Origin of the sequence: Streptomyces thermocarboxydovorans, assembly GCF_039524635.1 — a bacterium.
GTDB lineage: Bacteria > Actinomycetota > Actinomycetes > Streptomycetales > Streptomycetaceae > Streptomyces > Streptomyces thermocarboxydovorans.
In genome coordinates this window covers 19,133-30,744 of sequence record NZ_BAAAGU010000070.1, presented here as the reverse complement: position 1 = coordinate 30,744, position 11,612 = coordinate 19,133, and the positions used below count along the sequence as shown (strand labels likewise).

General features: G+C 74.3%; 12 protein-coding genes. 8 read left to right on the top strand and 4 right to left on the bottom strand.

Annotation, left to right across the window (positions count from 1 at the left end):
* Positions 1–373: PDZ domain-containing protein (locus ABD198_RS26460; RefSeq protein WP_344006467.1), on the top strand; the 373-nt coding region annotated here is incomplete at its 5' end.
* Here ABD198_RS26460 and ABD198_RS26455 read toward each other — a convergent pair.
* The gene (locus tag ABD198_RS26455; protein ID WP_344006465.1) at positions 366–1,121 is read right to left on the bottom strand and encodes a metallophosphoesterase; all 756 of its coding nucleotides are present in this window, start codon (positions 1,119–1,121) and stop codon (positions 366–368) included. The two genes, ABD198_RS26460 and ABD198_RS26455, sit on opposite strands and share 8 nt — an antisense overlap.
* A 158-nt stretch (positions 1,122–1,279) precedes the next feature.
* Here ABD198_RS26455 and ABD198_RS26450 point away from each other — a divergent pair, with 158 nt between their 5' ends.
* Both ABD198_RS26450 and ABD198_RS26445 read left to right on the top strand, forming a co-directional pair.
* Positions 1,280–2,407 (top strand): aminopeptidase P family protein, encoded by a 1,128-nt coding sequence (locus ABD198_RS26450; protein ID WP_344006463.1) that lies wholly within the window; start codon positions 1,280–1,282, stop codon positions 2,405–2,407.
* 61 nt (positions 2,408–2,468) lie between these two features.
* Positions 2,469–3,449, top strand: coding sequence for an aminoglycoside phosphotransferase family protein (locus ABD198_RS26445; protein ID WP_344006460.1), 981 nt, complete (start codon positions 2,469–2,471; stop codon positions 3,447–3,449).
* 97 nt (positions 3,450–3,546) lie between these two features.
* Here the strand turns inward: ABD198_RS26445 and ABD198_RS26440 are convergent, their stop codons facing one another.
* Together ABD198_RS26440 and ABD198_RS26435 are read right to left on the bottom strand one after the other, a co-directional pair.
* Positions 3,547–4,311 carry a sugar isomerase domain-containing protein gene (locus tag ABD198_RS26440; RefSeq protein ID WP_344006458.1) on the bottom strand — a complete coding sequence of 255 codons (765 nt, stop codon included), beginning with the start codon at positions 4,309–4,311 and terminating at the stop codon, positions 3,547–3,549.
* Positions 4,312–4,395: 84 nt separating this feature from the next.
* On the bottom strand, positions 4,396–5,439 hold the full coding sequence (locus ABD198_RS26435) for an N-acetylglucosamine kinase (RefSeq protein ID WP_344006456.1): 1,044 nt from the start codon (positions 5,437–5,439) through the stop codon (positions 4,396–4,398).
* 127 nt (positions 5,440–5,566) lie between these two features.
* Between ABD198_RS26435 and ABD198_RS26430 the strand changes: the two genes are divergently transcribed.
* The gene (locus ABD198_RS26430; RefSeq protein ID WP_344006454.1) at positions 5,567–6,445 is read left to right on the top strand and encodes a MurR/RpiR family transcriptional regulator; all 879 of its coding nucleotides are present in this window, start codon (positions 5,567–5,569) and stop codon (positions 6,443–6,445) included.
* A 58-nt stretch (positions 6,446–6,503) separates the two neighbouring features.
* Positions 6,504–7,046, top strand: coding sequence for an MOSC domain-containing protein (locus tag ABD198_RS26425; protein ID WP_344006452.1), 543 nt, complete (start codon positions 6,504–6,506; stop codon positions 7,044–7,046).
* A gap of 30 nt (positions 7,047–7,076) precedes the next feature.
* On the opposite strand, the gene treZ is transcribed toward ABD198_RS26425, so the two are convergent.
* Positions 7,077–8,822, bottom strand: coding sequence for a malto-oligosyltrehalose trehalohydrolase (treZ, locus tag ABD198_RS26420; protein WP_344006450.1), 1,746 nt, complete (start codon positions 8,820–8,822; stop codon positions 7,077–7,079).
* Between the two features lie 172 nt (positions 8,823–8,994).
* Between treZ and ABD198_RS26415 the strand changes: the two genes are divergently transcribed.
* The 3 genes from ABD198_RS26415 to ABD198_RS26405 all read left to right on the top strand — a co-directional run bounded on the left by ABD198_RS26415 (position 8,995) and on the right by ABD198_RS26405 (position 11,532).
* On the top strand, positions 8,995–9,546 hold the full coding sequence (locus ABD198_RS26415; protein WP_344006447.1) for an FHA domain-containing protein: 552 nt from the start codon (positions 8,995–8,997) through the stop codon (positions 9,544–9,546).
* A gap of 184 nt (positions 9,547–9,730) precedes the next feature.
* A complete protein-coding gene (locus ABD198_RS26410) occupies positions 9,731–11,083 on the top strand; it encodes a M14 family zinc carboxypeptidase (RefSeq protein WP_344006471.1) in 1,353 nt (450 codons plus the stop codon).
* Positions 11,080–11,532, top strand: coding sequence for an SSI family serine proteinase inhibitor (locus tag ABD198_RS26405; protein ID WP_344006445.1), 453 nt, complete (start codon positions 11,080–11,082; stop codon positions 11,530–11,532). Before ABD198_RS26410 ends, ABD198_RS26405 begins: the two co-directional genes overlap by 4 nt.
* The last annotated feature ends 80 nt before the right edge of the window (positions 11,533–11,612 follow it).

Here is an 11,612-nt window from a genome sequence, read left to right as displayed (position 1 = left end):
GCTGGTGCAGGCCGGGCAGCCGCAGCCGGACGGCGGCCCGCCCGCCGCGCCCGCACCGCCCCGGGGCCCCACCGCGTCCCCGACCCCCGCGCCGGTCGCCGTACCGGTCGCCGCCCGGCTCGGCATCGAGGTCGCGGACGACCGAAGACCGGGTGCCCTGGTCGTCGGGGTGCACGTGCCGGGGCCGGGGTTCTCGGCCGGCCTGGTGCGCGGCGACGTACTGCTCGCCTTCGGCAGGACCCGGATCGACACCGCGGCCGACCTCGCCCGCGCCGTCGCCCGGGCCCGGCCCGGCAAGGAGGTGAAGCTGACGGTGCGCCACCGCAGCGGCGGCTATCAGCAGCTGACGGTTGTGCCCGCCGTGGTCACATGACCACCCGGAAGTGGCTGGTGAGCCGCCCGGCGTCGTCCAGCACATGCAGGGCGAAGCCGGGCGGGGCGTCGCGGTCCGCGACCGGCTCGCCCTCCCAGGGCAGCCGCAGGGTCCAGGTCACCCCGGGCCCCAGGACCAGCGGACGCCCGGCGAACACCGTGGCGGCCGGGGTGTGGGCGTGGCCGGCGATCAGCCCGGCGATCTCCGGCCGGTCCGCCATCAGCGCGGCCAGACGGCCGGGCTCGCGCAGCATGTACGAGTCCGGCAGGGGGTGGTGCACCGGCACCGGGGGGTGATGGAAGGCCAGCAGCACCGGCAGCTCACCGCCCAGCTCGTCCAGCCGCTCCTCGATCCAGGCACGGGTGAGCTCGCCCAGCTCCCCGTCGTCACGGCCCGGAATGCTGGAGTCGCACATCAGCACCGCTCCGGACTCGGTGACATGCGCGCTGTTGACGGGGCCCTCGGCGGCCGGCACGCCCAGCAGGGCCTTCCGGTACGGGGCGCGGCTGTCGTGGTTGCCCGGACAGGTCAGCACCGGGAACGGAGCGCTCTGGTCGCGCAGGCCCAGCAGCCCGGCGGCCTCCTCGTACTCGGACTCGTCGCCGTGGTCGGCGATGTCCCCCGTCACCAGCAGCGCGTCCGGCTTCCGCGGCAGCCGCCACAGCCGGTCGCGCACCCGCCGCGCCCGCTCGCTCGCGCGGGCGCTTCCGTCCAGATGCAGATCGCTGATGTGTGCGAGTACGAGCACGGCCGTACGCCTCCCCGGACCGGGATAATGGTTGCAGATGATCTAACCATTAATCCGAGAGGTGGAGAACCCGGCCAACCCGTCGAACCGGGTCGCGTCGCCCCCGCCCGGCGGGCAGGATGCTGCCCGTAGCCCTCTGTCGCCCTGGGAGGCCCCGGATGACCGGCACCGCACCCGCGCCCTTCACCGCCGACGACTACACGGCCCGCATGGAGCGCGCCGCACGGGCGGCCGCCGACGCGGGGCTCTCCGGACTGCTCGTCACCCCGGGGCCCGATCTGGTGTGGCTCACCGGCTATGCCCCCACCGCCGAGACCGAGCGGCTGACCTTGCTGGTCCTGGCCCCCGGGCAGGACCCCGTGCTGGTCGTCCCCACCCTGGAGGCGCCGGACGCCGCCCGGGCACCCGCAGCACCGGCCCTGACCCTGCGCGACTGGACCGACGGCAAGGACCCCTACGCCGTCACCGCCGCCCTGCTCGACGCCCACGGCCGCTACGGCATCAGCGACAACGCCTGGGCCATGCACCTGCTGGGCCTGCAGTCCGCCCTGCCGGACGCCTCCTACGCCTCCCTCACCCACGCCCTGCCGATGCTGCGCGCCGTCAAGGACGCCGCCGAGCTCGAACTGCTGGCCGCGGCCGGCGCCGCCGCCGACGCGGCGTTCGAGGAGATCCGCGGCGTGCGCTTCGCCGGCCGCCGGGAAGCGGACGTCGCCGCCGACCTCGCCGCACTGCTGCGCCGGTTCGGGCACTCCCAGGTGGACTTCACAATCGTCGCCTCCGGCCCGAACGGCGCCAACCCGCACCACGAGATCGGCGACCGGGTCATCGAGCACGGCGACATGGTCGTCCTGGACTTCGGCGGCCTGAAGGACGGCTACGGCTCCGACACCTCCCGCACCGTGCACGTCGGCGAACCCACCGATGAGGAACGCCGGGTGCACGACATCGTGCGCGAGGCGCAGGAGGCGGGCTTCCGGGCGGTGCGCCCCGGCGCCGCCTGCCAGGACGTCGACCGCGCCGCCCGCGCCGTGATCGCCGACGCCGGCTATGGCGAGTACTTCATCCACCGCACCGGGCACGGCATCGGCGTCACCACCCACGAGCCGCCCTACATGATCGAGGGCGAGGAGCAGCCCCTCGTGCCCGGCATGTGCTTCTCCGTGGAACCCGGCATCTACCTGCCCGGCCGGTTCGGCGTCCGCATCGAGGACATCGTGACGGTGACCGAGGACGGCGGCCGGCGCCTGAACAACACCACCCGTGAGATGGTCATAGTGGAGTAGGGCGATGACCACGACCCCGTCCGAGCACCTCCCGACTCCCGGAACGACAACGGCGCGATCGATGACCCAGGCACCGACACCCACCGCGGACACCGTCAGACAGCTGGTCCGCACCCTGCTGCAGGACAGCCGGGCGGCCCGGACCGGCAGGGGCGGCCCCCGCGGCGGCACCGGCGGGCAGACGGCAGAACCCGAGGTGCGGCCCGTCGGCGGCGGTGAGGGGGCCACCACCTGGTGGGTCGGCACCCGCCATGTGCTGCGCCTCGCCCCCGACCGCGAGGCGAGCATCCGGCTGCGCCGCGAGATGCGGCTGCGGGACCTGGTGCGCCCGCACGTCCGGATCGCGCTGCCGGTGAGCGTGGCGCACGGCGAGTGGGCCCCGCAGCTGGTCTGCACCCTGGACACGCGGGTGCCCGGCGGTTCGGCCGAGGATCACGACGTCTCCGCCGTCGGCGAGACCGACCTGGCCGGACTCCTCTCCGGCCTCCGGGAGGTGCCGCTGCGGCAGGCGGACACCCTCGGCGTGCCGCGGATCGCGCCGCGCTCGCTGGAGGTGCTGCGCCGCGCCGCCGTCCAGGCCGCCGGACGGCTCGACGAGGCCGACGAGTTCGACTCCGGCCGGCTCGACCAGCTCGCCCCGCCCGCCGCCGCCCAGCTCGCCGCCCAGCCCGGCGGGGTGGTCCTCGTCCACCACGCCCTCACCGGCGAGAACCTCGTGGTCAGCGCCGACGGCCGGGTGCGCGGCGTCCTCGGCTGGGGCGCGGCCGTGCTCGGCGACCCGGCCGAGGACATCGCGGGCCTCGCCCTCGCAGTGGGTGCGCCCGCCGCCGTGCGGGCCGCGACCCTCGCCGGCTACGGTGCCCGGCCCTGCCTGCGCGGCCTGTGGCTGGCCCGCTGCGACGCCGTGCTGCACCTCGCCGAGGGGATCACCGGCAGCGATCCCACCCCGCTGCCCCTGCTGCGGACGCGGCTGCACCGCGCCTGGGAGCCGATCCTCCTGGAACGCGTCACCGACCTGCGCAAGGAGGACGAGGCGCTCTAGGCTGTTTCCTGCTCTCCTGCTCTCCCGCTCTTGGCAGGTCCGTCAGCACGCCGTCCGGGTCCCTCAGCCGGCTTCCGGCCTCGACGCCGTCCGTCCGTCAGAAGCCGCCCCGGTGCAGCCGGCCCTCATAGCGCGCCTCCAGGACGGCGTTGCGCTCGAAGCCGCCCGGCAGATTGGCGGAGATGTAGACGGGGACGTCGTGCCCTTCGGCCATCAGCAGGGCCACGCTCTCGGCCACCACCATCTGCACCAGTGTCGTGGAGACGATGGTGGACACCCCGCACAGGGCGCCTCCCTCCGGCAGCGGCAGCAGCGCGTCCCCCGCGGGCGCACCGTTGTCCAGCACCACGTCGGCCAGGTCGGCGAGCCGGCGCCCGCTGGGGTGCAGCGCGGGCACCGACCGGGTGTGTTCCAGCGAGGTGAGCGCCACCAGCCGGTGCCCCTTGCCGGTCACCAACTGCGCCATGTCGACGATGGAGTTGTTGACCCCCGAGTTCGAGATGATCACGAACAGGTCCTGGGGGCGCGGGGTGCTCAGCTCGTAGAGGCGGGCGGCGAGCCCCGGCCTGCGTTCCAGCAGCGGGTCCGACAGCACGGCGCGGTCCTCGCCGCCCCGGAGCACGAGGTCGGCGAGACCGATGCGGTTGGTCGGGACCAGACCGCCCGCGCGCCCGCAGATCTCCAGTGCGGTGGCCTGCGAGTGGCCGGTGCCGAAGGCGTGGATCACCCCGTCCGCCGCCACGCAGTCCGCGAACAGCCGGGCCGCCGACGCCACCGCTGCCTTGTTCGCCTCGATCGCGGCGTCCAGCGAGGTACGCGCCCGGTCGGCGAAGACGCTCGCGCTGATCTGCGGGTCGGTCATGGAGACTCACCTTCACTGGTCGCAGTGATCGGTTGAATGACGGTTGAATGATTCAGTATCGTGCGGCTTGCTTGAAACGATGAATCAGTGGCCTCGGCGCGTCAAGAGCCCGGCCAGTGCCACGGCTCCCGCCCCGCCGTCCGGGACCGCCTCGATCCGCAGGCCCGTCGGCGCGAGGCGTGCGGCCAGCCGGTCCGCCAGCGGTCCTCCCGGTGCGAGCAGACCGCCGGTGGTGACCAGGAGTTCGCCGGGCCGGGGTTCCAACGCGGCCACCTTCTCGGCGAGTTCGCCGGCCGCCCGGTCGAGGAGCGCGCGGGCGGCCGGATCCCCGCCGTCCGCCGCGCCGGTCACCAGGGGGCACAGAGCGGCCAGGGCGACCGGCGGCCTGGAGTAGGTCCAGTCGGCGACGGCGTCCCGCAGCCGGATGAGCGCGAGCGGCGAGGGCCGGTCGTCCAGGCGGTGTTCCGGAGCCACCTGTGCCAGTACGCGCTCCACCAGCGGACCCCGCGGGCCGCGTCCGTCCAGGGCCCGTACGGCAGCCCGCAGGGCCTCGCGGCCCAGCCAGAAGCCGCTGCCCTCGTCGCCGGTCAGCCAGCCGTGCCCGTCCACCAGGCGCACGGCGCGCCGCCCGGCCACCCGCGCAGCGGTCGAGCCGGTCCCCGCGATCAGGACCAGTCCGTCCGCGGGCGCCCCGGGGCCTGAGGCGAACGCGATCTCGCAGTCGCCGTACACCTCCACGGCGGCGGCCTCGATCCCCACGGTTGCCAACGCTTCGGCCAGACAGGCGGTCGCGTTGTCCCGGCCGCGCCCGGGGCCGCCGCCCGCGAAGCCTCCCGCCACCGCCGTCACCCTGGCGCGCAGGCCCTCCGGCACGGCGGCGCCGATGGCGTCGCTAAAGTGCCGCACCAGATCGGCCGGGCGCACGCCGAGCGCGTTCCCGGGACCGCCGGTGCCCGTGCCGATCACCCGGCCCGTCGGGTCGGCGCAGTACGCGCGGGTACGGGTGCCTCCGGCGTCGACGCCGAGCAGCAGCGGCGTGGACTGTTCCGGCTGTACCGGCTGCGGCTGTTCCGGCTGTTCCGGCTGTACCGCCGGCTGTTCCGGCTGTTTCGATGATTCATCGAGCACACTGAATGGTGGTTGATAGAATCGCGGCCTGGCAAGAGGCCGGGCACGGGCGGCGCGTCGGCCGAAGTCATCCGCGGCACCCGCCTGCCCCTGCTGCCGCCCACCCGACGAATCGAGCGAGCCCGCCGTGATCACCGCGCTGATCCAGTCCGAACTGCCCCGGCTGACCGCCTCGCTGCGCAAGGTCGCCGAGCACGTCCTCGCCGACCCGGCCGCGCTCGCCCACACCTCGGCCGCCGACCTCGGCCGCCGCACCGGCACCTCCCAGGCCACGGTCACCCGCTTCTGCCAGGCCCTCGGCCTCGACTCCTACCAGGCGCTGCTGCTCGAACTCGCCAAGGAGCAGGGGCACCTCACGCAGGAGTCCCCGGCGCGGGACCGGCCCCTGGGACCCGACATCGGGCCCGACGACGGCCTGGACCACGTCATCGAGGTCATCGCGCAGGCGGATCTGCGGGCGCTGCGCGCGACTGCCGAGCGCCTGGACCGCGAGGCGCTGGACCGGGCGGCGCACGCCCTGGTGAAGGCCCGCCGGATCGACTTCTACGGAGTGGGCGCCTCCGGAGTGCTGGCCCGGGAGGCGGAGGCCCGGCTCTTCGGCATCGGCTGCCCGGCCCGGGGCTGGACCGAGGTGCACGCGGCGGAGACCTCGGCGTCCCTGCTCACGCCCGCCGACGTGGCCGTGGCGCTGTCGCACTCGGGCAACACCCGCGAGGTGCTGGGCCCGCTGCGGCTGGCCGCCGAGCGCGGCGCGACGACCGTCGCCATCACCTCCGACCCCCGCTCGCCCGCCGCCCAGGCCGCGTCGATCCACCTCGTCTCCACCTCCGGCGAGACGAGCTTCCGGCACGGCGGATTCGGCGCCCGCCACTCGGTGCTGCTGATCATCGACTGTCTCTACGCCCGCGTGGCGCAGCTCTCCTACGACCGCGCCACCGCCTCGATCGCCCTCACCGCCCACATCGCGGACAGCCACAGCGCCCGCCGGTCGCGCCGCCGCACCTGAACCGGCCGGTCCCGTAGGGTGGTTGGAGATCCCGGACGCCGAGGAGGGGGCTCGCACCATGAGCGGGACAGTGACCGCGGTCAGCAGCAACGGGGAGTACTCGTTCACCAAGCCCAACCGGGAGAGCATCACCCTGCTCGCCGGACTCGGTGTCGAGGGCGATGTGCACGCCGGGACGACGGTCAAGCACCGCTCGCGCATCGCGCAGGACCCCACCCAGCCGAACCTGCGTCAGGTCCACCTCATCCACGAGGAACTCTTCGCGGAAGTAGCTCGCGCCGGCTTCGAGGTGAGGCCCGGCGACCTCGGCGAGAACATCACCACCCGCGGCATCGACCTGCTCGCCCTGCCGACCGGCACCCTGCTGCACATCGGCGCGGAGGCGGTCGTGGAGGTCACCGGGCTGCGCAACCCCTGTGTGCAGATCGACGCCTTCCAGGAGGGGCTGCTCAAGCAGGTCGTCGGCCGGGACGCGGACGGCAACCTGGTCCGCAAGGCCGGGATCATGAGCGTGGTGCGCCAGGGCGGCGTGGTCCGCCCCGGCGACACGATCAAAGTGAAGCTCCCGGCAGAGCCGCACCGGCCCCTGGAACGGGTCTGACCCGAGTCCTCCCGGAGGCCGCGGCCCGGCTCACTCCTGGAGCAGCACCACCGCCGACTCCCCGGGCAGATGCAGCACACCGTCCGCGCCCGGCGCCTCGACCGGCTCCCAGGCCGCGAGGATCCGGGCGGTCGGGGCGCCGAGCGGGATGGCGGCCGGGGCGGGGGAGAGGTTGACCGCCACGCGGATGTCGCCGCGGCGGAACGCCAGCCAGCGGTCCTCCTCGTCATAGGCGACCTTGGTGTCCGCCAGGTCCGGGTCGGTCAGGTCGGGCTGCTCGTGACGCAGCGCGATCAGCCGCCGGTACCAGTCCAGCATGCGGGCGTGCGGCTCGCGTTCCGGCTCCGACCAGTCGAGGCAGGAACGCTCCCGGGTCACCGGGTCCTGCGGGTCGGGCACGTCCTCCTCGGCCCAGCCGTGCGCCGCGAACTCCCGCCGCCTGCCGTCCCGTACCGACCTGGCGAGCTCGGGATCGGTGTGGTCGGTGAAGAACTGCCAGGGCGTGCTCGCCGCCCACTCCTCGCCCATGAACAGCATCGGCGTGAACGGCGCGGTCAGCACCAGCGTCGCCGCGCACGCCAGCAGCCCGGGGGAGACCAGCGCCGACAGCCGGTCCCCCTGGGCGCGGTTGCCGACCTGGTCGTGGGTCTGGCTGTAGCCGAGCAGCCGGTGCCCCGCCACCCGGGTGCGGTCCAGCGGCCGGCCGTGACTGCGGCCGCGGAAGGTGGAGTACGTCCCGTCGTGGAAGAAGCCCCCGGTGAGCGTCTTGGCCACGGCGGCCAGCGGGGCGCGGGCGAAGTCCGCGTAGTAGCCCTGCGACTCACCGGTCAGCGCGGCGTGCAGGGCGTGGTGGAAGTCGTCGTTCCACTGCGCCTGCATGCCGAAGCCGCCCTCCTCACGGGGCGTGATCATGCGCGGGTCGTTCAGATCCGACTCGGCGATCAGGAACAGCGGCCGGCCGGTGTCCGCCGCCAGCGCGTCCACCGCCTCCGACAGCTCCTGCAGGAAGTGCCGGGCGCGGGTGTCCACCAGCGCGTGCACCGCGTCCAGCCGCAGCCCGTCGATCCGGTAGTCCCGCAGCCAGGCCAGCGCGCTCTGCACCAGATACGCCCGCACCTCGTCCGAGCCGGGCGCGTCCAGGTTCACGGCCGACCCCCACGGCGTCTGGTGAGTGTCCGTGAAGTACGGGCCGAACTGCGGCAGATAGTTGCCGGACGGCCCCAGATGGTTGTGCACCACGTCGAGGACGACCCCCAGCCCCTTGGCGTGCGCCGCGTCGACGAACCGTTTCAGTCCCTCGGGACCGCCGTACGGCTCGTGCACCGCCCACAGCGACACCCCCTCGTACCCCCAGCCGTGCCGGCCGGGGAAGGGGCACACCGGCATCAGCTCGACATGGGTGACGCCCAGGCGGGCCAGATGGTCCAGCCGTTCGGCCGCCGCGTCGAAGGTCCCCTCGGGGGTGAAGGTGCCCACATGCAGCTCGTACAGCACCGCCCCCGGCAGCGGGCGCCCGGACCACTCGGTGCGCCAGACGTAGCGGTCGTGGTCCACCACCGCGCTCAGCCCGTCCGGACCGTCCGGCTGCCGGCGCGACCTCGGATCGGGCAGCACCGGGCCGCCGTCCAGCGAGAAGCCGTACCGGGAGCCGTCCCGCGCCTCGGCTCGCGCCCGCCACCACCCCTCGCGCTGGGGGTCGCGCTCCATCTCGCGCGTGACACCGTCGCACTCGAGCGTCACTCGGCCGGCCTGTGGTGCCCACACCTCGAACTGCACGGACGGTTCCCCTTCGTCTGCTCACCGTGATACAGCCCGTCCATCCTGCGGCATGAGAGATCAATCCGCTCGTGAATGTTCCCTTTTGCGGCGGGTCTCGCCGGGCACCTCCCCGGGCGCCCGTTTCCTGGTTTTCTGGACAGTCCGGCCGCCCTGACCGACAATCACCTGCGTGACGTCGTCCTTCGAGTTCAACACGTACCCCGCGCGGCTGTCCGACGCGGAGCGCGACAAGGCGCTGAAGGTACTGCGGGACGGCGTCGCCATGGGCCGGCTCTCCCACGACACGTTCATCCGCCGCATGGAACTGGCGCTCGCCGCCCGCCGGCCGGAGGAGCTCGCCGCGCTCACCGCCGACCTGCCCACCGAGAACCGCCTGTCCCGGCTGATATTCGGCACCGTCGAAGCCGTCTCCGGATTCACCGTACGGCTGCGCAGGGCCTGGCAGGCCGAGCGGCTGCCCAAGCTGCTGCTGCCGCACCCGGCCAGCGGCCACCCGCTGCGCATCGGCCGCGACCCCGCCAACGGGCTGCGCCTCAACCACGAGACCGTCTCCCGGGTGCACGCCGAACTGCGCCACCAGGGCGGCATGTGGGTGCTGCGGGACCTCGGCTCCACCAACGGCACCACGGTGAACGGGCGCAGGGTCATCGGCGCGGCCGTCGTCCGCGAGGGCGACCAGGTCGGTTTTGGACGGATCACCTACCGGCTCGCGGCGAACTGAACGCCGTACGGGCCGCGATGGGCCGGGCACTTGCTTCCCTTCAGCCCTCCGTCGGTCCTCCGGCAGTCCTCCGTCAGTTCCCCTTTGCTCTCCGCGGTGTTGACGCGGCCCGGGGCTTCGTGACTGACTGTACGTACACCTGCACGCCAGGTGAAAAGACGGCAGCACTTCATGGAGGTGTGCCCTGCCGCCCCTCCTGCGCTATCCGACCGTCGACGAGCTGGGCGCGCGGGCCGCCGCCCTCGTCGCGCGCCATCCCCGCACCGCTCGCCTCCGCCGCGTCGGCGTCTCCCGCGCGGGCACCCCGCTGTGGCTGCTGAGCATCGGTCACGGCAGCCGGCAGGTCCTCGTGGTCGCCGGACCGCACGCCAACGAACCCGTCGGCGGCACGACCGTGCTGCGGCTGGCCGAACGCACCCTGGCCGACCCGCGGCTCACCGAGGCCGCCGACGCCACCTGGAACCTGCTGCTCTGCCTCGACCCCGACGGGCTGCGCCGCAACGAGCGCTGGATCACCGGCCCGTACGCCCTCGGGCACTACTTCCGGCACTTCTTCCGGCCCGGCTTCCTCGAGCAGCCCGAATGGCTGCCGGACGGTGCCGCCGCGGCGGTGCTGCCCGAGACCCGCACCCTGCTCGCCCTCCAGGACGAACTCCGGCCGGTGCTGCAGTGCTCCCTGCACGGCGTCGACGTCGGCGGCGGCTTCGTCGAGCTCACCCGCGACCTGCCCGGCCTCGGCGGGCGCGTCGCCGCGATCGCCGCCCGCCTCGGCATCCCCCGCGAACTCGGCGCCTACGACGCCCTGTACTGGCCCGGCCTCGGCCCCGCCGTGTACCGCATCCCGTCCCCGCACCCCGGCGATCTGGCCGCCGCCATCACCGAGGCGGCCGTGGAGTCGACCTGGTTCCATCCGCACCGCCACGGCACCGTCACCGCCATCGTCGAGGCACCCATGTGGGGCGTGACGGCCGTCTCCGACGCCTCCCCGCACGCCGACGCGCCCGCCGTGCTGCGGGCCGTCAGCCGCACCCTGCGCGAGGACACCGTGCTGCTCGCCGGGCTGCTGGCCCGGATCCGCCCGCACCTGGCCGCCGCGCCCGAGACGGCCCGGCTGCTCGCCCCGGTGGGCGACTACCTCCTGGTCTGCCCCGGCCTCGCCGACGCCTGGGACCCCGACCACGGCGGCAGCGCCGCCCGCCCGCTGCCGCCCATGACCACCGCACGCCTCGCCGCCCTGCGCATCGCCGGGCAGCGCCTGGCGCTGCGCACCGCGGGACTGCTGCACCAGCTGGTGACGAGCGCCGGACGCGACCCGGCCGGGGTGCTGCCGGAGCTGGACCGTCTCATCGACGCCCGCTGCGCCGACTACCGCGACATGTGGGCGCCCCGCTGGATCCCCGTCGCACGTCAGTCCGAGTACCAGGCGCGGGTCGTCCTCGCCGCGTTCGAACTGACCGTGCGTCACCCGCGCGTACGCTCCCGTTCGGGTGAGCCGGGATGGGGTCCGGGCAGCGCCGTGCCGATGCACCGGGAATGAGGTACTTCCCGACGACGCTACGAAGCGCCCTGCCGGCCCTGACCGCCCTGCCGGCCCTGACCGCCCTGCTCGCCTGCACGACCCCCGCGCAGGCCGATGCCCCGCCGGCCGGCGTCCGGCCCGGCGACACCGGCACCAGCAGACTTCAGATCACGGTCACCCCGCAGGAGTCCCGCACGGCCGTCCCGCGCACCGCGCTGCTGCGCTGCGACCCGCCCGGCGGCCACGCCCGCGCCGCCGAGGCCTGCGCGGACCTCGCCGCGGCGGGCGGCCGCATCGACCGCATCCCCGCGAAGGACAACACCTACTGCCCTATGGTCTACGCGCCGGTGACCGCCCACGCCCGGGGCGAGTGGCGGGGCCGCCCCGTGGACTACACGGAGACCTTCCCGAATCGCTGCACGATGGAGGCCAGGAGGGGCGCCGTCTTCGCCCTGGACGGGCGGTAGGACACCCCCTGGGGTCAGGCACCGCCCCTGCCCGAGCACCGCCTCTGCCCGGGTGCCGGGCGCCGTCCCCGCCTGAGCGC